The sequence below is a fragment of the Sulfitobacter sp. M05 genome, assembly GCF_029285175.1.
Lineage (GTDB): Bacteria > Pseudomonadota > Alphaproteobacteria > Rhodobacterales > Rhodobacteraceae > Sulfitobacter.
Window position 1 is genome coordinate 303813 of record NZ_JABEDH010000002.1, and the last position, 19658, is coordinate 323470.

Below are 19658 nucleotides of genomic sequence, written 5' to 3' on the forward strand. Positions count from 1 at the left end.
TTTGCCAACCTATCCGGTTGCCTGAATCATGGTCCGTGTCGGGAACGGAATATCCACCCCACCGGCATCCAGCGCCTCTTTGACCTGACGGGTCATGTCCGCGCGAAAGGCGAAATACTCACTGGCATCGCACCAGACCCGCACCAGAAAATCAACCGAACTGTCGCCCAGATTGGTCACCTGAATGAACGGTGCCGGTTCGGCATGAGCCCGATTGTCAGCCATGATCGTGTCACGGATGATGGTTTCTGCATCCTTAAGGTTGGCCCCGTAACCGACACCAAAGGTCCATTCGGCACGCCGCCTGTCGTTGGTGGAGTAGTTAGTGATCACGTTTCCCCAAACTTCAGAGTTGGGCACAATCACCTGCACATTGCTGAGGTCCGCCAGTTCGGTAAAATTCAGATTGATCTGTTTAACGGTGCCCATCTCGTCAGCGACCTCGACGAAATCACCGATCTTGATCGGACGGAACAGGATCAACATCACCCCAGCGGCCACGTTTGACAAGGTACCCTGCAAGGCCAGACCAATCGCCAGACCAGCAGCACCGATAACGGCCACAACCGAGGTCGTCTGTACCCCGAAAGTGTTGAGGACAAACAGCAGCGTAAAGCCCAGGACGACATAGCGCACGATCGACGCCAGAAAATCGAACAGCATTTCATCCAGATGCTTGTTCTTGCGGCCCAAATTCGACACCCGCCGTTGCAGCCATGCCGAGACAAGCCAGCCCAGCAAAAGGATCGCAATCGCCCCCAAAAGAGAGCCGGCGGCGCTGGCCAAAAACTCAAGCGTCAGCAGGTCAGAAAGGGATTTGCCTTGCCATAACTCTGTTGTCAGTACGGAATCCATCGTATTTTGCACCTCATCCATCAGGAACCACCCCCATGGATCAACCCATCCATTTTGCGCGCCAGTTTGGCATCCAACGCGCTTAACCCGTCCACATCATGGGTGGTCAGTGTCACATCCACGGTCTTGTAAACATTGCACCACTCCGGATGGTGGTCCCATTTCTCCGCCCATATGGCGACTTGGGTCATCCAGCCAAAGGCCTCGACGAAACTGCCGAATACAAAGGTTTTATGGATCGCATCGCGCCCTTCCACCATCGACCAACCAGTATCGAACAACGGTTTCAGAACCGTATGCCGTGTCTCTTCGCTTAATTTCTCTGTCATTCCTGTTCCTCAACCCGGGCGCGTTTGAATGGCCCGTATTCTGTCAAAATCTCGATTTCCTGATCAACTGCGTCGCGCTCGGCTTGCAGGTAATCCCCAACCGCCCGCGCGAAACCCGCGTCGCGCATCCAATGCAACGACCATGTCGCCGTCGGCAAATATCCCCGCGCCAGTTTGTGTTCGCCCTGTGCCCCTGCTTCGACGGTGCCCAGCCCTCTGGCAATCGCGATGTCGATGGCTTGATAGTAACACAGTTCGAAATGCAAGAATGGATGGTGTTCGACACAGCCCCAATACCGGCCAAAGAGCGTATCCCGGCCAATGAAGTTCAACGCACCGGCGATCCACCGCCCGTTCTTTTCGGCCAGTACCAACACCATGTCCTCGCGCAGGGATTCCTGTGCGATATCAAAGAACGCACGTGTCAGATAAGGGGTGCCCCATTTGCGGGAACCGGTGTCCTGATAAAACTGCCAGAACGCATCCCAATGTTCGGGCTGGATATCTTCACCGCTAAACTGGTGGATATGCCCGCCAAACCCCTGCGCTTGCGCACGCTCCTTGCGAATGTTCTTGCGTTTGCGCGCGTTGAGACTGGCCAGAAAGCCGCCAAAATCCGCATAGCCGTTATTGCGCCAGTGAAACTGCTGCCCCTTGCGGACCATCAGCCCCATTTCTCCGCCAATCCGTGCCTCTTCCTGCGTGCAAAAGGTCACATGCGCTGAAGACAGGTTGTTATTTTGCGTCACCTGCACCGCGCCCTGCATCAAGGCTTGGCGGCCAACACCCTCAAAACCCGGACGGGTCAGGAACCGTCGGCCTGTGGCAGGCGTGTGCGGTACTGCGACTTGCAGCTTGGGGTAATAAGTGCCGCCTGCCCGTTCGAATGCATGAGCCCAATTGTGATCAAAGACATATTCACCCTGCGAATGCATCTTGGCATAAAGCGGTGCGACGGCAATCAGATGCCCGTCAATGAAAGCCGCAAGGTGCTGTTGTTGCCAGCCTGTGCCCGGTCCGACACTACCACTTTCCTCAAGCGCGGACAGGAACCTGAAGGTCGTAAAGGGATCATGTGGTGGACCGCCATCCGCCACTTCCGGGCAGGCGCAGGCATCCCAATCGGCTTGGCCAATTTCGGCGATGTCGCCGATCAACCTGATTTCGATGCTTTGCGCACTCATTTGCGGCCCTCTTTGTCTGCTCCTCTACTTGTGGCGCAAGACGGATGATTCAAGCGCCAAACGCCGCAACATACCCCTCGAACGTGATATTATCCGCCACTTTGCGCGCCACGGCCTCTTGCGCGGCACTGCGCACCGTCCAGCAACAGATCATTGCCCCCTGCTGCTTAAGTTCGGCAACACGAGGCGCTGAAAGGTCGTCGACTTCATGGCTGATGAAACAGGACTGCGTGCGGGCGTAATCCGGGATTTCCCGCAGGCGGTCGCAGGTATCCCGCGGCAGCGGCCAATCGTTGTACCGATAGGCGCTGGTCACGATCCCGCGCGCCACCTCAGGCAACAGCTCTGCCATACGTGCGACCGAGTGGGGATTGAACGACATCACCGCCAACGGCCCTTGATACCCCGCCAGCGCATCTGCTGTTGCCTGTTCCAGAACACCGATATCCGGGCCCATCCCGCCATCCTGATCCTTCAGCTCGATCAACAGCGGCACCTGCCCCGCAACAATCCCAAGCACTTCGGGCAGATCCGGAATCCCCTCATCCCCGCCTTTCAGCGGGATTTCCGCCAGTGCTTTTGCCTGTTGCAGACGCACCGGTCCGGTCTGTCCCGTCAACCGATCCAGCGCATAATCATGAAACACCATTGCCGCACCATCGGCGCTTAGCTGGACATCGATTTCGATGCCATAGCCTGCAGCAATCGCCGTACGGATCGCCGCGCGGCTGTTCTCGGGGCGCCCCTCGTTCACATCATGCAAGGCCCGATGCGCAAGAGGAACGTCGAAAAACGAACGTGAAAGGGTCATGCGATTTCAAAGATACCGTCAATTTCTACCGCCACCCCCAAGGGCAGCGACGGCGCAGAAACCGCGGCACGCGCGTGCTGCCCCCTCTCCCCCAAGACCTCTCCCAGAAAATCCGAACAGCCATTGACGACTTTGGGTTGATCGGTGAAATCCGGTGTCGAATTCACAAAACCGGTCAGCTTGACCACCCGCACAAGGCGTTCAATGTCACCGCCACAGGCCGCTTTGACCTGAGCCAGCAAACTGATCGCGCAGTATTTCGCTGCAGTGGCACCGTCCTCTACCGTCAGGCCATCACCCAACTTGCCCAGAATCAACCCGTCCGGCCCGCTGGAAATCTGCCCTGAAACATAGACCAGATTGCCAACTTGAACGAAGGGCACATAGTTCGCGGCAGGGGCTGGTGCGTCTGGCAGGGTCACACCCATTTCGGTCAGGCGGTCGGTGATGCTCATGGTTTTGTCCTTTGCAAATATGTTGCGCCGGACGCTACCCCCGATGGACAAAAACCAAAACCCCAGAACCGGATTGTTCTTTACCATCTTTACGTCGGATATCGCCCTGTCTGTGGGTGCAACCCAGGCTCGCACCTAGCTTTCACGCAACGCGCGGGCAAAATAATCTGCCACCGGCTTGATCATATAGGCCATCGGCGAACGCTCGCCCGTGCGGATAAACGCCTCGACCGGCATACCGGGCAGCAACCGCACACCTTTGGGCAGTTGTTCCAGCGCGGCGGCGGGCAGGACCACCTCGGCGCGGTAAAAGGTCGGTCCGCCGCCCTCGTCGATAATCGCATCAGCCGAAAGTCGCGAAATCCGCCCCTGCACTTCGGGTGTCAGGCGTTGGTCCAGCGCCGACAGCCTAAGCTTGACATGTTGCCCAAGGCGCACCTGATCAATCTGCTGTGGCGCCACCTGCATGGCGACAATCAGCGGCCTATCCTGCGGAATGAGATAAAGCAGCGGTTCAGCCGGGCGCAGAACGGCCTGCGCGCTGTGCAGGGTCAGCCCGTAAACAACGCCGGAGACCGGTGCCCGGATACGCGCCTGCGCAATTTCATCAGCCAATGCGCGGATATCACGCCGGTATTGCCGGACCGGGGCATCCAGATCACGCGCCGTTGCCGCCCCTTTTTCCAGATGACGCAACACCAGTCGCCCTAATTCAAGGTCGGTTTCAACAAGCCGCTGCCGGGCTGCGGCCTGATTGGCAGTTACCTCGCCCAATGTACCGTTTAAATTGGCCTCCTGCCGCTCAAGCGCGATGACAGAACCGGCGGAGGTCAGTTTGCGGGTGCGCAAGGCGCGCTGTGTCGTCAGTTCTTGCGCAATCAGATCAAGCTGGCGCAGCACGGCCTGCTTTTGCGCCGCGATGCCAGTGAGCTGAGCAGCGATCTGTTGCTTGCGGTTCTCCAGCTTGGTTCTTTCGATGGCAATGGTACGCAGGCTTGCCTGAAACAAGGCGCGCTGTCCTTCCAACAGGGCCATGAGGGCCGGATCATCCAGACCCTGCGCAAGCAACCAGGGATCGAAAACGATCGTCTGGTGTCCCGCCTGCTCTGACCTCAAGCGGTTCTGACGCGCCACATGTTCAAACAACTGGGCCTGTGCAAAAGCAAGTTCCCGCTGTTGTCGACGGGTGTCCAGTACCACCATGATGTCGCCCTGGGTGACCAGCTGACCGTCTTGCACATGCACGGCAGCCGCCACACCGCCGCTCGGATGCTGCACGATCTGGCGGTGTCTTTCGACCTCAATGGTACCCCGGGCAATCACCGCTCCGGTAATTGTTGCACTCATTGCCCAATAAAACAGACCCGCAAGCAACACCCCGATTGTGACCATGCCGGTCAAAACGGGCCGGCGCGCCGACAAGCCTGGCAATTCATCCTTGCTCACGTGATGCCCGCCGCTTTCCGGGGGCGCTGGATTGCCTCCACGTTCTTTACCATGCTGGACAGCACTTCATCTTTCGGGCCAAAGGCCACTCGCACACCTTTGTCCAGAACCAGCAGCATTTCGCATTCCTGAATGGCCGAGGGCCGGTGCGCCATGATCAACACCGCGCCACCCCGCGCTTTCACGCCCTTGATTGCCTCGTTCAGGGCCTGCGATCCAGCGTTGTCCAAGTTGGCATTTGGTTCATCCAATACCAAGACAACCGGATCATCATAGAGCGCGCGGGCCAGTGCTATCCGCTGCATCTGTCCCCCGGACAGGCGCAACACCCCGCCCCTGACCACCGTGTCATAGCCTTGTGGCAGGTCAAGGATCATATCATGCGCAGCCGCACGTCTGGCGGCGGCCACCACCTTGGCCTCGTCAGGGGCTGGCGCAAGACGCGCGATATTTTGCGCCACCGTGCCGTCAAACAGCTGGATGCGTTGCGGCAGATACCCGATGTGACATCCCAGCCGCACCGCGCCGTATTGATCCAAGGTCGCCCCGTCCAACCGGATGTCACCGCCCGCGGGCCGCCAGACACCCGTCAATGCCCGTGCCAAACTGGACTTGCCAGTCCCTGACGGGCCAATCACACCCACGGCTTGCCCCGGCGCAACCTGAAAACCGACCGCCTTGAGGACCGCCTTGCGATCACCGGGCGGCACCACAGTCAAGGCGTTCACCGTCAGCCGCGCCGCCGGCTCTGGTAAGGACAGGCGCGCCTCCTCAACCGGGACAGCCGCCAGCAAACCCGCCAGATGATGCCAGCCCTGAACCCCCTGCTGCACCACCGGCCATTGATGGACAAGGGTTTCAATCGGTGACAGAGCGCGCCCCAACAAAATCGACCCCGCCATCATCCCGCCTGGCGTCATCTGGTTGTTCAACACCAGCCAAGCCCCCGTGCCCAGCATCGCGGATTGCAAGAACAATCGCAGGGTGCGGGTTATCGCGGAAAAGCCACCACCAACGTCAATGGCCTGCATTTGTTCGGATTGCGCCACGTTGCGCCGCTGTTTCCAATGCGCAAGGGCACCGCCACGCATACCCATGGCCTCAACGGTTTCCGCCTCTGACATCACCTGCTCCGCAATGCTATCGGCCTGCTGTGCAAAACGCCCCGCAGCGGCCTGCGCCCGTTTTGAAAGCAGCTGGTTGGCGATGGTGATTGTGACCAACAAGGCCGCCCCCGCCACTGCCAGCACCCCCAGATAAGGGTGGAACACAAAAATTGCCCCGAAAAAGATCACTGTCCATGGCAAATCAAATCCCGCAATGACCACGGGTGCAGCCAGCAGGCGCTGCACAGCATCAAGATGGGCAAACCCGGCGCGCGCCTCGGTGTCTGGACTGACTGCACATTTTCGCGCGACAGCATCAAACACCCGATCGTCCAGATCACGTTGAAACCGCAATCCGATCCGGGTCATGATCCGCGCCCGCACCGCATCAAATACGGCCATCGCCGCAAACAAAAATGCCACCAGCAGCGACAGGGCCACCAGCGTTTCAACCGACCCCGATCCTAAGACACGGTCATAAACCTGCAACATGTACATGGGGCCGGTCAGCATCAGCAGGTTGGCAAACAGACTGAACACACCGACAGCCCAAAATAACCCGCGACTGCGTTGCCGGATGGTCCGCAGCTCTTCATGTCCGCGAAGGGCCTTTTGCCCGATCATAATATCCACTGCTCCTGTTACCGATACGCCGGGACAGGCAAACCGATGCGAGGCGGATATAGATCAGGCTTAACTTAACATCGGCTTTCGATAAGCAAAGCGCCGCATAACAAGGTTAACACAATATTCAGCGGTTGCCGCCGGTCTGTTCGCCAGCACCACCGCCACCAGAACCACCACCAAAGATGTCGCGCAGGACCTGATCAATAATGGTACCCTCGTCACGTCGCGGTTGCGGGGCCGGTTCAGGCCCGGTTTCCCCCATCCCGCTCAGCGGGACAGGTGCTGACATCGGCAGAGGGTTCTGCGGCAGACCCGCGTGAATCCGGATCATCGCCTCGCGCCAGATATCCGTCGGCAGGCCCCCACCCGTGACACCCTTGAGCGGGGTATTGTCATCATAGCCCATCCAGACGCCCGCGACGTAATCGGCAGAGAACCCGATAAACCACGCATCTTTTGCCGCCGAGGTTGTGCCGGTCTTGCCCGCCAGTTCACGCCCGTCAAACTGCGCCCGTTTGCCAGTCCCCTCCGAAATCACCTTCTCCATCATATAGACCAACTGGCGCGCGGCACCTTCCTGAATGACCCGTTCACCGATACCGCCCCCGCGCCCCATCAGCGGCTCTGGATCGCCTTTCAAGGAAAGCTCGACCAACCCGTAAGGCGTGACAGATGATCCCCCATTCAGGATACCGGCATAGGCGCCTGTCATCTCAATCAGCGTACTTTCAGAAGCCCCAAGCGCCAGCGCCGGACCAGCAGCCAGATCGCTTTGGATGCCAAACTGCGAGGCAACCCGACTGACCAACTCGCGACCAACGCTTTCGGAAATCTTGACCGCAGGAATGTTCAACGAGTCCTTTAGCGATTCAGTAAGCGTCACGATCCCCTTGAATGTGTTTGTATAGTTGCGCGGGCACCATTCGCCAGATCCGGGGATATTCTGACAATAGGGCGCATCTTCAATCAGATCATTGGGCGAATACCCCAAATCAAGAGCCGCAGCATAGACAAAGGGTTTGAAGGCCGATCCTGTCTGACGCAAAGCTTGGGTGGCGCGGTTGAACACCCCGGACACTTTTGTTTTGCGCCCTCCCACCATCGCCCGCACCGCGCCGTCAGCAGACATGATCACAATCGCCGCCTGCGCCTTGGAGCCCTGGCGAACCTTGTTGTCGAACACCCATTTCAGCCCCTCTTCGGCGGCCAGTTGAATGCGCTGATCCAATGTTGTGGTGATCTGCATGTCCGAGGTTGTCGAACGGATAAAGTCGGGAATCTCTGAGATCATCCAATCGGCAAAATACCCGCCCACCTGCTTTTCCGCCTCGGCAGAAAGCTGGGCGGGATTTGCCTGTGCATCCGCCGCTTCGGCTTTCGTCAGATATCCCTGCTCTTGCATCAAACGGATCACCGTGGCGGCCCGGTTCTGTGAGCGGTCAAGGTTGTTGGTGGGTGACAACGTCGTCGGTGCCGTCAGCAACCCGGCCAGCATCGCACTTTCTGCCGGCCCCAAGCGGGCGGCAGATTTGCTAAAGAACCGCTGTGCCGCCGCTTCGGCACCATAGGCACCACCGCCCATATAGGCACGGTTGAGGTAGATCGACAGGATATCGTCCTTGGAATACTTCGCCTCCATCGCCATCGAAAACAGCGCCTCTTTCGCCTTGCGACGGATTGATCCCCTGCGACAGTCGGCCTCGTATTGCTTTTCAGAGATCCCCTTGGACGGATCATAGGGTTCGCCCAGACAAATCAATTTGGCCACCTGTTGGGTGATGGTCGACCCGCCGTGCCCGGACAGGGGCCCGCGCCCTTCGGACAGGTTAATGCGCACAGCAGAGGCAATGCCGCGCGGGCTGACACCGAAATGGCGGTAGAACCGTTTATCTTCGGTCGCGATGACCGCATGTTTCAGATGTGGCGAAACAGAGTTTGCCGTGACCACCCCGCCAAACTGGTCGCCACGCCGGGCAAATACCACGCCATTGCGGTCAAGCATCGTCACCGACCCGCTTGCCCGCCCGTCCAACAAGGCCTCAAGCGGGGGCAGCGTCGTGTAGAAATAGCCCACGGCCAGCGCCAACACGAGACAGACCACCGCTGTCAGCCGCCAAGTGATCTTCCAGATCAGGCGCAACACCCATGACACAACGGCCATAAGAAAGCCCGAAATGCCGCCACGCTTTGCCCGCTTGGGGGCCGCCTTGCGCCGTGCAGGGGCGGGCTTTTTCGTGGGCTTCTTCGCAGATTTTTTGGCCGCGGGCTTGGCCTTTGACGGATACCGTTTATCCGCCACCAAAGGACGCTTGCGCTTGGGTGTGTCACTCATAACTCTGCCTGCCGGACTGCTCTTTTTTTGAAACCTTATCCCGCTTTGCCGGGAATGTTTAGCACTAGCGCCATCGAAACGATCAATATGACGACCATTTTTTGAGCAACTTTAATCGAACGACTAAATAATACGCAAATTTTCCGATCTTACCCCCTAAAATCCCACGGAAAACCTTCCTTCCTTCTCCAAAATGAAAGTTTCTGCAGTTGCACAATGCAGGACTACCCTGCCTATCGAAAGAGAGATCATCAGTGAAACTCATCATTGCAACAATCAAACCATTCAAGCTGGAGGAGGTGCGCGAGGCACTGACTGACGCGGGCGTACGCGGGCTGATGGTGACAGAAGTTAAGGGATTCGGCGCACAGTCCGGCCACACCGAAATTTACCGCGGCGCGGAATACGTCGTGAACTTTGTGCCCAAGGTCAAACTGGAACTGGTCGTCGCCGATGCCATCGCGGACCAGATCGTGGAGGTGATTTCAAGCACCGCACAGACCGGCAAAATCGGGGACGGCAAACTCTTTGTCATCGACGTGGAACAGGCAATGCGCGTGCGTACCGGTGAAACCGGCGACGACGCGCTTTAAGCTCAAGAAGGATATTAAGAAATGACATTGTCGAAAAAACTACTTCTCACCGGGGCGGCAATCACCCTGCCGCAGATGGGCTTGGCACAAGACGCAGAGACCGCTGCGGTAACGGCAGAAATGGTCTGGATCATGAACACATTGCTGTTCTTGATCGGCGGCTTTCTGGTGTTCTTTATGGCCGCCGGCTTTTGCATGTTAGAAGGCGGATTGGTGCGTTCCAAAAACGTCACCATGCAAATGACCAAGAACGTCGGCCTGTTTTCACTGGCAACCATCGCCTATTGGGCTTTTGGCTATAACCTGATGTACCCTTTGGGCACCTGGTCCATTGAAGGGGTGCTGTCGGGCGTGTTCGGCGTCGGCGTTCTGGAAGCGGTGGGCATTGATTTGGCCGGTGCGGACGATGGCGAATATGCCTCGACGGGATCCGACTTTTTCTTTCAGCTGATGTTTTGTGCCGCCACTGCTTCGATCGTATCGGGTGCCTTGGCTGAACGGATCAAACTGTGGCCCTTCCTGATCTTCGTCGTGATCCTGACCGGCATCATCTATCCTTTGCAGGCTTCGTGGAAATGGGGCGGCGGCTTTCTGGATGAAATGGGCTTCCTCGATTTTGCCGGCTCAACTGTTGTGCATTCCGTTGGCGGCTGGGCTGCCTTGGCAGGCGCGCTGATCCTTGGGCCACGTATCGGTAAATACAAAGACGGTCGCGTGAACCCGATGCCCGGCTCAAACCTTGCGCTGGCCACCTTGGGTATGTTCATCCTGTGGCTTGGCTGGTTCGGCTTTAACGGTGGTTCGCAGTTGGCCATGGGGTCAGTCGGCGACATCGCTGACGTGTCGCGCATCTTCGCCAATACCAATGCCGGCGCTGCCGGTGGTGCTTTTGTGGCGCTGGTTCTGACGCAGCTGCTTTACAAAAAGCCCGACCTTACGATGGTTCTGAACGGTGCGCTGGCGGGCCTTGTGTCCATCACAGCCGAGCCATTGACACCAAGCCTTGGAATGGCGACGCTGATCGGTGGTATCGGCGGTGTGATCGTGGTCTTTACCGTGCCGTTCCTTGATAAGCTCAAGATCGACGATGTTGTCGGTGCGATCCCTGTGCATCTCTTTGGCGGCATCTGGGGCACAATTGCGGTGGTTCTGACCAACCCCGAGGCCTCGCTTGGCACACAGCTTTATTCGATCCTGATCGTTGGTGTCTTTGTCTTCGTGGCCTCTGGTGCCGTCTGGCTGGCCCTCAAGGCGGTCACGGGCATCAGGGTTAGCGAAGAGGCCGAAATCAACGGGTTGGATATGACTGAACTGGGCATGGAAGCCTATCCTGAGTTTTCCAAGAGCTGACCCCCCTTCAGAAACGTAAAAAGCCCGGGTGATCGCCCGGGCTTTTCACTCATATAGCGGGGAAGTCGCCGAAATGCGCCAGCCTGCCGCGCTTGTCAGGTTCAGATACCCACGTCGATAATTGCAGCCGCCAGAACCGGCACGCTTTGAGTGTTCAACCCGGCGATATTCATCCGGCTGTCGCCAACCATGTAAATCCCGTGTTTGACCCGCAGCTCTTCAACCTTCTCCGGCGTGGTGCCCAGCCGCGAGAACATGCCGCGGTGCTGCGCAAGAAAACCAAACCGATCAGAACCGGACAGACGCTGCAACTCGCCGGCCAACTGCGTGCGCAGACCCAGCATGGCACCGCGCACCTCTTCCAGCTCTGCCATCCAGTCAGCCCGCAGCGCATCATCATTCAGAATGGTGGTGACAATGCGCGCCCCGTGATCCGGTGGAAAGCTAAAGTTCTGGCGGTTCAAAAACGCCAGCGTCGCCTGATTAAGCGCATGTGCCGCCGGGTCGGCCGCGATCGCCATCAGCAACCCGGTGCGTTCGCGGTAAATGCCAAAGTTCTTGGAACAGCTTGCCGCAATCAGACATTCGGGCACGGCGGCAACCAGCTTGCGGGTCGCTTCGGCGTCCGCATCCAAACCGTCGCCAAACCCCTGATAGGCAATGTCGATCATTGGCGTTGCACCGGTGTCCTGCAAAAGCTTGATCACCTCGTCCCACTGGGCCGCGTTCAGGTTCGCACCCGTCGGGTTGTGACAGCAGCCGTGCAACAGGATCACATCCCCCGCATGGGCGGTCTTCAGGTCGGCCATCATCCCGTCGAAATCCACGCCGCGCGTTTCATCATCGAAGTAACGGTAAGGGACGATTTCAATGTCCAGATATTTCAGGATCGACAGGTGGTTCGGCCATGTCGGATCAGACACAAACACCCGCGCATCAGGCTTGGCCATGCGCACCAGCTCAAATGCCTGACGCACTGCACCCGTCCCGCCGGGGGTTGCCGCCGCCGCCACAGTTGCCCGCGGCACCGCATCCCCCAACACCAGCGAAACCATCGCATCGGCAAAGGCCGGATCACCCGCAAGACCGGTATAAACTTTGGTGTCCTGCGACTGCCAGATTTGCTGTTCGGCAGCTTTGACCGCGCGCATTACTGGCGTCAAACCAGTTGCGTCCTTATAGACACCTACGCCCAAATCCACTTTGGTTGTGCGCGTGTCTTCCTTGTACATCTGCATCAAGGCAAGAATTTTGTCGGCGGGTTGCGATTGCAGTGTTTCAAACATCAGGCTTCTCCAGTTGCCACAGGCACGGTGGGGAACATGCCCCATTCCGACCATGATCCGTCATAAAGGGACCAATCAGTATGGCCCATCCGTTCCAGTGCCAGCGCAAGAATTGCCGCCGTCACGCCCGATCCGCAGCTGGTAATCACCGGCTTTGACAGATCCACGCCTGCCGCCTCGAAGATCGCGCGGGTTTCGTCGGGGGTTTTCATTGTCTTATCTGCATTCAGCAGGGTCTCGAAATGCACATTACGTGATTTCGGAATGTGGCCGGCGCGCAGCCCCTCGCGGGGTTCGGGTGCATCGCCGCGAAACCGCTCTGCTGAACGGGCATCGACAATCTGCGGATCACCAAGCTTTGACGCATGGGCCACCTGTGTAACATCGCGCACCAGGTGGTTTTGCACCCGCACCGTCATATGACGGTCCCGCGGCACCGGCGGCATATCCTCGGTTGCGTTGCCTTCGGCGACCCATTTGGGCAGGCCACCGTCCAACACGGCGATGTTGTCCTGTCCCATCAACTTGAACAGCCACCAAACCCGGGCGGCGGAAATCAGACCGGCACCATCATAAACCACAACCTGATGTCCGTCACCGACACCCATCGCGCGCATACGGGACATGAATTTTTCAACTGGTGGTGCCATATGGGGCAGGTCAGACCGGCCATCCGAAATATCGTCAATATCAAAGAACCGCGCGCCGGGGATATGCGCCGCGTCATATTCCGCCTTTGGGTCGCGCCCTGCATCAGGCAAATACCAAGATGCATCCAGAACCCGCAGATCGGGGTCTTTCAGGTGTTTGGCCAGCCATCCAGTTGAAACAAGTGTTTTGGGATCATCAGTCATACTCTGGCCTTTGCGTCTGGAAGTTAATCCTGACTACCGCCGCCAGCTGTGACTCGCAAGGTAGATGCGGTGCGAAACGCTCCGCCCTAGCTGTTGTCCTTCAACAGACGCGACTTTTGCCGCGCCCAGTCACGTTTGGCCGAGGATTCACGTTTGTCGTGGTTCTGTTTACCCTTGGCGATGCCGATCTTGACCTTCGCCATGCCCCGATGATTGAAGTACATCACCAGCGGCACCAACGTCATGCCCTTGCGCTGTGTCGCGCTCCACAGATCGGCCAATTGCTTGCGACTGACCAACATCTTGCGCCGGCGGCGCTCCTCGTGACCAAAGGTCTTGGCCTGCTTGTAAGGCGCGATATAGGAGTTGACCAACCACAGCTCACCATCTTCCACCGCCGCATAGCTTTCAGCGATGTTTGATCCGCCCATGCGCAGGGACTTCACTTCGGACCCCTCAAGAATGATACCGCATTCAATATCATCCTCGATCGCGTAATCATACCGCGCGCGGCGATTTTCGGCGATGACCTTATAGTTCGGGTCTGACTTGGATGATGATTTTACCTGGGCCATGACACCGGATGTAGGACGCCACCGCCCCGCGTGCAAGTCACAGAGGTGGTGCAGGCTGAAACTCGGTTAAAAACATGCGGGAAAGCGGCGCAGTCAGCGCAGATCAAGCCGCATCAGTCGCCCAGTTTGGCATGTACCTCGTCCAGATCAATCTCGCCGATAGGCATCTTGTTGCCCGGATTGTCGAAATCATACTTGAACAGATCAAAGTCGCGTTTGTAAATTTCCCGCACCAAATGGATCGACAGGTCGTCAAAATAATCCTCAACCGGATGCGCGCGTTTGGGCCCATGCCCTTCGCTTTCGTTAAAGCGCGGGATATCTTCGATGTTCACAGCATTGGGTGTCTTGATCGAGTTCAGGACGTCTTGCATCCCATCGTTGAACTTTTCGGTCCACAGAATTTTGTCATAGCGCCCCCCGTTCACGATGAAGGTGCTGACATGGCCCGACATTGCAGACCAATGGATGTCTGGATCCATTGGCCGACGCCAGCGGATGGTGTCACGGGCAAACAGCAAGAACCGGCGGAAGCTCTTGATCTGGTCGAACTCCTGCTTGCCGTCTTCACCGCCCACCTCGATACCGTATTTCTGGATCAGCAAAGGAACAAGATTGCCGCGATACCGTTTGCCGTTGCGCTGAATGCCACAAATTTTGTCAAAGAACGACGACAGGATGCGCGTGTAGGGGTTGCGCACACAGGTAAAGGAATAAGAGGCATGATTGGTGACATTCGCGGTGATCGGCAGTTGTGACGGCTCAAGCGCCCATTTGTGCATCCCTGATTGCGCGTCATGGATGTCACCATCAAAGAACGCGCCATGATCCGAATAGAACATGATCTGGCCGATGGTCGAACAGGCGCACTTTGGCACAACGCGGTACACCACGCTCTCGCTCTCTGTCATCCAGGTGCCGGGAAATCCCATATGCGCGTCCTCTGCTCATGTGACTGTTTTTACAACAGATCCGTCTTGGCTTAAAAAAGCAAATTAATGGTGTTTATTCAATCTCTCTTCACCCTTATCAACGAAACAATCAAAGTCAAAAGGGCACATCGTCTCCGGTATGGCAAAAATCGCCTATATATTATTGTGTCACAAAGACCCGGAGGCCGTCATTCGGCAAGCCGAACGCTTGACTGCGGTCGGGGACTATATGTCGATCCACTTTGATGCCTCGGCCAATCCGGCCCACTTCAAACAGATCAAGCAGGCGCTGGCCGACAACCCCAACGTCACCTTTGCGAAAAAACGGATCAAATGCGGCTGGGGCGAATGGTCACTGGTGCAAGCGACGCTGAATGCAGTTCAGTCCGCGGTTGATGACTTCCCGCGCGCCTCGCATTTTTATATGCTTTCGGGGGATTGCATGGCAATCAAATCCGCCGAATACACCCACGGGTTCCTTGATGACAACGATGCCGATTTTATCGAAAGCTTCGACTATTTCGAAAGCGACTGGATCAAGACCGGCTGGAAGGAAGAACGCCTGATCTATCGCCACTTTGTCAACGAACGCGAACACAAACGGCTGTTCTACTTCCTTTTCGAAACGCAGAAACGTCTCGGCCTGCACCGCAAAATTCCCGAAGATTTGCAGATCATGATCGGGTCACAATGGTGGTGTCTGCGCCGGCGCACCATCGAGGCGGTACTGGAATTCGTCAAAGAGCGCCGTGATGTCGCACGCTTCTTTCGCACCACCTGGATTCCCGATGAGACCTTTTTCCAGACACTTGTACGCCATCTGGTACCGGGCCATGAAATCAGGTCGCGCACGCTCACCTTCCTGATGTTCACTGACTACGGTATGCCGGTCACTTTCTATAACGACCACTATGATCTTTTGCTGTCTCAGGATTACCTGTTCGCCCGCAAAATCAGCCCCGAAGCACAGGACCTCAAGCGCCGGCTCGGCTTGCTCTATGTGGCGCAGGGTGTGCAATTCCAGATCAGCAACGAAGGACGCAGCCTGTTCCAATTTCTGTCCGGCAGAGGCCGCAATGGCCGGCGGTTTGCAACCCGTTTCTGGGAAACCGAAAGCACGCTAGGCCGGGAGCGCGAGCTGTTGATCGTGGTCTGCAAAAAATGGCACGTGGCCAAACGGGTGCTGGACCGCATTCGGCAAGTTACCAATGTGCCCGCCATTGAATATCTGTTCAACGAAGAGGACACGCCGCTGCCTGATCTTGGCGGCATCCAGAACACGCTGGAAAAACGGCATCGTCACAGGCGCGCCTTGATGCGGATGCTGTTTGACTATTTCGAAACAGACAAGATGATCATCTGTATGGACCCGGCCAATCTTGATCTGTTGAACGATTTTGCCGCCGACCGGTCGGTGACCCGCATTATGGAAATCGAATGTCAGTTCAGCGACGATTACCTGACCGGCCACGCCATGCGTGTCGGGTTGGCAGGGGACCAGACCTCAGCAGATACGCTTGAGCGGCTCTTGCCAACCATACGCAACGACATGATGTTCGAGAGCGACCGCATTCGCGACGCCAATTTCGAAAACCTGTCCCGCATGCGCGAGGGGGCAGACATCGAAAAGAACACCGAGGCGTTAGGCGCGTTTCTTGCGCTCCCGGTTGAGACTGCGCAGGAAATCGCCAAGACGGACTACCTGTTCGCGGATTGAAGCCGCCTCAGGCCTTTTTCTTCCACGTGCCCAGCCAGCGCCGCATGGCACCCGACTTTTCTGCCATATCATCCTCGATCGCCTCAAGGGTCGGATCAATCCGCGCCATGCGGAACCGCCGCCAGCGCACCCAGATCGCCCATGCAATCGCCGCAAACAGCGTAATGATAAAGATATTGAGGAATGGGATACCCTTGGATGCATCCGGGCCAGATACCGGGCGGATCGAAACCGCATTCGGGAAGATCGTAAAGAACTCGTTGCGCCAGCCGTAATGCTTCAACGCATAATACTGTGCGGCACCGGCGGTGGTTTTGGCATCTGCCGCCTCGGCCTGCAGGTTCGACGTGTCGAATTTGAAATAGGGCGGCCAGCCCCAACCGGTATCCTCGTTGCGGTAGACCATCACATCCCCTTTGGCACGCCGCGTCTGGATAAAGAACACATCGCGGTTCGCCACCGTGCCATCAGACCCGATATCCGCCTGTGCCCAGAACAGTGAATTCTCGCCCGGATCAATCCGTTTCTCATAGGTGTCCGTCACCCGCACGATATCCACCTGCGGCAGGGTATAATGAAACACCGCAATCACCAGCACCCAGATCGTGCCCCAGAAAACCCATTTGATCATCGTCAACATCGCCACACTCTCTTAGGTAAAATTCGTCAGATAGATGATCACTGCAATCACCATCACGGGCACCACATAGACCAGCAAGATCAGCTTGCGCCGGATCGAACCATCATAGCGTTCCAGCCCCCGCTGCACAAAGGTATCTCGATCCACCAGCTGCTTGCCCGCGTGCCACTTCTTCTTCAGCTTCGATTTGCGCACCGCACGGGAATAAAACGACAGCGACACATAGATCACCGTCAACGCGATAAACAGCATCCCAAAAAGCCGGATAAACCCGATCATCTGTTCCTCCTTACCGCACCCCAAGGGCCAACCCGTGCAATCAGATCACGATCCGGCCCACCACGTCTGGCCGGGGTGGCGCGTCTGGGCTCCGGCTCTGCCATCGGGGCGTCATGGCCGAAAAGCGTATCGCGCGCGCCCGCCTTGTCCACCTGATACTCGGCCACAAGGAAATCCACAACGTATGCCTTTTTGGTCTCGGGCCAGCGCGCATAGGTCGCGTAAAACAACGCCTTGTGACAGATGAACATCTGGCGCGCATCTTTCGGCGCAAGCTCTGCCAGCAACATATTCACCAGTGCCGCGTCTTTGGTATCGCTGGCCCGCAGCGTGTAGAAATACGCCGGATGATCCGATGAGATACGGGGCCATTTGCCGCCGTTCTCTGCCCAGCGCACCAGCGCCCCCAAGGCATGAAACTCCTCCGGCAACGCATCATGATAGCGTCGCGCCAACCGCCGCATGTCCGCCCGTGTCGCCCCACTCAGATCGCCGCCCTGATCGGCCACCGCATCGACCAGAATAAAATCCATCTTCTGGCGCAGGATCGCAGCAGCATGATCGCGCCGCCCCTCGACAATGGTTTCGGTCAACCTGTTGTAATCAAAAAACTTTGCAATCTGGTTCCGGTCCTTCGCATCAAAGGTATATTTGATCGGCAGATCACCCAAATGCCCCTTGCCCGATGGCGCAATCACCGCCGGATGGGCCAGATCCTGAAACACATACAGCCCGCCGAAATGCGCCGTCCAAAAGTTGCGCTGGTCAAACCCCATCTGTTTCAACCGCACCGGATTGCGCACCACATCCCCGGTTTTCCCCGCCAGCGTGATCATTTCGGCAATCAGCACATCATCAAACCAGCCGTCAGACTCTGTCTTGAACCGGTCCACCATCGCGCCCAGCTTTTCCGCGTCCTTCACCGTGCCCGCCGTCGTATCCGCCTCAATCTCCACCCGCCGGATGTCAAACAGCCGCGCCGGCGTGGCCACGTCATAGACCGAGTTCACCAACTCCCCCGCCACCGCATCCCTTGCCGTCAGGGCAAACAGCTGCGCCTCGTTTTCGGCGATGAAGTCTTGCAGGATCGCGCGTGAGGTCGAGAATTTCATGTTGAGCAAAGGCGCTGTGCGTTGCTCCATGCTGAGCAGAATAAACTGCCGGTTCACCCCTTGGTGGTTGAGATATGCGTGGTCGTTCAGGTCATCGCCTACCTCGGGGGAATAGCCCGAAATGTCGATGTGGAAATCGGTGAGGTCGGTGCGTTTGCCGGTCAGGTGCTCGAGCGCGCGGTTGTAGCGTTCGACCAGCGCGGGCGAGGAGACATGGAACAGGTTGCCAAACATGAGGCCGTGGCGGATGAGGCGGTTCATGCGTGCGTGACCTCCACTTCGGAACTCCACCATTCTTTTGTTTCGGAAATCGTTTGGAGATGAAAATAGGTCTCAATAATAAGCAGGTTCCTTAGCCTCTCTTTTTGAGCTTCACTTAGGAATTCCTCTAAATCGATCAATTTTTTAATATCGCGGATAAGAAAATCCAAGGCTGTAGGTTTCTCAGGCAGACGGTCCTTTGGTATCTCGACCGCACATTGATCAAGTGTACCGACAAGTTCCCCGAGAAAGTGAGCTTGCAATCTTAGCCGTGAATCCCGCTCCTCTGGTGTTTCCAATTTTTCAACCCGATGAATGTCATCTGTTTCCGGCAGGTTGAAAAGTTTAGCTTGGTCATCATAGTCCATGTCTTCGTAGCAACTCTCCGGAATAACCCATGATACCCAAGAAAGTGGCACCGACGTCATCTGATACCAAATACCAACCAACTTTTGGTCAAGTACATCATGATAGACTTCCTGTTCTCTCTGCTTTTGCTCTTTCGAAAAAATCTTACCTTGTTCAACTAAGAGCGCAACTTGCTGGTCTTGAGCTTCAGCCATTCTACGAAACTCTTTACGGGTAAGTTGAAGCTCCTCGCGCTGTGCAGCCAATTCCTTACTTTGCAGCATAACAGTCACAATAATCCAAAGGAATGCTAGCGCACCTGCAATACCGGCGAGAGTGTCGCCTATTTCATTTGAAGGTGCCAAAAAAAATGACCAAAGCCTCCATGACCACTCACTACCTTCTCTCTGCGGCAATAGCGCGAGAAGAGTCAAAAAAGCCAAGAATAGCTTTGTTGACCCGATACCTATAAACAGGGGATTACCGCGCGCCATTCCTGCATTTACGAGCCTGATTTGATACTCGAACCAGCTAAATAACCTTTGGGCAATCGATTTCAGCAATCT

19 protein-coding genes are annotated in these 19658 nt (G+C 56.9%); 3 read left to right on the plus strand and 16 right to left on the minus strand.

Going from position 1 to position 19658, the window contains the following annotated elements; all coding sequences use genetic code 11:
• Positions 1 to 9 precede the first annotated feature (9 nt).
• From HKX44_RS09645 to HKX44_RS09680, 8 genes are all read right to left on the minus strand, one after another.
• Entirely contained in the window at positions 10 to 855 is an 846-nt protein-coding gene (locus HKX44_RS09645) for a mechanosensitive ion channel family protein (protein WP_276151884.1), read from the minus strand.
• Positions 856 to 875: 20 nt separating this feature from the next.
• Entirely contained in the window at positions 876 to 1184 is a 309-nt protein-coding gene (locus tag HKX44_RS09650; protein ID WP_276151117.1) for a 4a-hydroxytetrahydrobiopterin dehydratase, read from the minus strand.
• Positions 1181 to 2368 carry a GNAT family N-acetyltransferase gene (locus HKX44_RS09655; RefSeq protein WP_276151118.1) on the minus strand — a complete coding sequence of 396 codons (1188 nt, stop codon included), beginning with the start codon at positions 2366 to 2368 and terminating at the stop codon, positions 1181 to 1183. The genes HKX44_RS09650 and HKX44_RS09655 overlap by 4 nt, the downstream gene beginning before the upstream one ends.
• Positions 2369 to 2417: 49 nt before the next feature.
• On the minus strand, positions 2418 to 3179 hold the full coding sequence (locus HKX44_RS09660) for a glycerophosphodiester phosphodiesterase family protein (RefSeq protein ID WP_276151119.1): 762 nt from the start codon (positions 3177 to 3179) through the stop codon (positions 2418 to 2420).
• Positions 3176 to 3634 carry a RidA family protein gene (locus HKX44_RS09665; protein WP_276151120.1) on the minus strand — a complete coding sequence of 153 codons (459 nt, stop codon included), beginning with the start codon at positions 3632 to 3634 and terminating at the stop codon, positions 3176 to 3178. Before HKX44_RS09665 ends, HKX44_RS09660 begins: the two co-directional genes overlap by 4 nt.
• Before the next feature lie 135 nt (positions 3635 to 3769).
• Positions 3770 to 5080, minus strand: a complete 1311-nt coding sequence (locus HKX44_RS09670; protein ID WP_276151121.1) for an HlyD family type I secretion periplasmic adaptor subunit — start codon at positions 5078 to 5080, stop codon at positions 3770 to 3772.
• Positions 5077 to 6810: a type I secretion system permease/ATPase gene (locus HKX44_RS09675; RefSeq protein ID WP_276151122.1), complete on the minus strand. Its 1734-nt coding sequence runs from the start codon at positions 6808 to 6810 to the stop codon at positions 5077 to 5079. The genes HKX44_RS09670 and HKX44_RS09675 overlap by 4 nt, the downstream gene beginning before the upstream one ends.
• Positions 6811 to 6937: 127 nt before the next feature.
• Positions 6938 to 9145, minus strand: coding sequence for a PBP1A family penicillin-binding protein (locus HKX44_RS09680; RefSeq protein WP_276151123.1), 2208 nt, complete (start codon positions 9143 to 9145; stop codon positions 6938 to 6940).
• 254 nt (positions 9146 to 9399) lie between these two features.
• On the opposite strand from HKX44_RS09680, the gene HKX44_RS09685 reads away from it, so the two are divergent.
• Both HKX44_RS09685 and HKX44_RS09690 read left to right on the plus strand, forming a co-directional pair.
• A complete protein-coding gene (locus HKX44_RS09685; protein ID WP_276151124.1) occupies positions 9400 to 9738 on the plus strand; it encodes a P-II family nitrogen regulator in 339 nt (112 codons plus the stop codon).
• 75 nt (positions 9739 to 9813) lie between these two features.
• On the plus strand, positions 9814 to 11088 hold the full coding sequence (locus HKX44_RS09690) for an ammonium transporter (protein WP_276151885.1): 1275 nt from the start codon (positions 9814 to 9816) through the stop codon (positions 11086 to 11088).
• 101 nt (positions 11089 to 11189) lie between these two features.
• On the opposite strand, the gene HKX44_RS09695 is transcribed toward HKX44_RS09690, so the two are convergent.
• The 4 genes from HKX44_RS09695 to HKX44_RS09710 all read right to left on the minus strand — a co-directional run bounded on the left by HKX44_RS09695 (position 11190) and on the right by HKX44_RS09710 (position 14735).
• Positions 11190 to 12374 (minus strand): amino acid aminotransferase, encoded by a 1185-nt coding sequence (locus HKX44_RS09695; RefSeq protein ID WP_276151125.1) that lies wholly within the window; start codon positions 12372 to 12374, stop codon positions 11190 to 11192.
• On the minus strand, positions 12374 to 13228 hold the full coding sequence (gene sseA / locus HKX44_RS09700) for a 3-mercaptopyruvate sulfurtransferase (protein WP_276151126.1): 855 nt from the start codon (positions 13226 to 13228) through the stop codon (positions 12374 to 12376). Before sseA ends, HKX44_RS09695 begins: the two co-directional genes overlap by 1 nt.
• Before the next feature lie 86 nt (positions 13229 to 13314).
• Positions 13315 to 13803, minus strand: a complete 489-nt coding sequence (smpB, locus tag HKX44_RS09705) for an SsrA-binding protein SmpB (protein ID WP_276151127.1) — start codon at positions 13801 to 13803, stop codon at positions 13315 to 13317.
• Positions 13804 to 13916: 113 nt separating this feature from the next.
• Positions 13917 to 14735 carry a sulfotransferase family protein gene (locus HKX44_RS09710; RefSeq protein ID WP_276151128.1) on the minus strand — a complete coding sequence of 273 codons (819 nt, stop codon included), beginning with the start codon at positions 14733 to 14735 and terminating at the stop codon, positions 13917 to 13919.
• A gap of 139 nt (positions 14736 to 14874) precedes the next feature.
• On the opposite strand from HKX44_RS09710, the gene HKX44_RS09715 reads away from it, so the two are divergent.
• Positions 14875 to 16452: a DUF5928 domain-containing protein gene (locus HKX44_RS09715; protein ID WP_276151129.1), complete on the plus strand. Its 1578-nt coding sequence runs from the start codon at positions 14875 to 14877 to the stop codon at positions 16450 to 16452.
• Positions 16453 to 16459: 7 nt separating this feature from the next.
• On the opposite strand, the gene HKX44_RS09720 is transcribed toward HKX44_RS09715, so the two are convergent.
• From HKX44_RS09720 to HKX44_RS09735, 4 genes are read right to left on the minus strand one after another with little or no spacing between them, the layout of a single operon-like run.
• On the minus strand, positions 16460 to 17089 hold the full coding sequence (locus tag HKX44_RS09720) for a DUF1523 family protein (RefSeq protein WP_276151886.1): 630 nt from the start codon (positions 17087 to 17089) through the stop codon (positions 16460 to 16462).
• Between the two features lie 15 nt (positions 17090 to 17104).
• Positions 17105 to 17371 carry a hypothetical protein gene (locus HKX44_RS09725; RefSeq protein ID WP_276151130.1) on the minus strand — a complete coding sequence of 89 codons (267 nt, stop codon included), beginning with the start codon at positions 17369 to 17371 and terminating at the stop codon, positions 17105 to 17107.
• Positions 17368 to 18744 carry a DUF6638 family protein gene (locus HKX44_RS09730; RefSeq protein ID WP_276151131.1) on the minus strand — a complete coding sequence of 459 codons (1377 nt, stop codon included), beginning with the start codon at positions 18742 to 18744 and terminating at the stop codon, positions 17368 to 17370. Before HKX44_RS09730 ends, HKX44_RS09725 begins: the two co-directional genes overlap by 4 nt.
• Positions 18741 to 19655, minus strand: a complete 915-nt coding sequence (locus tag HKX44_RS09735) for a hypothetical protein (protein WP_276151132.1) — start codon at positions 19653 to 19655, stop codon at positions 18741 to 18743. The genes HKX44_RS09730 and HKX44_RS09735 overlap by 4 nt, the downstream gene beginning before the upstream one ends.
• Positions 19656 to 19658 lie beyond the last annotated feature (3 nt).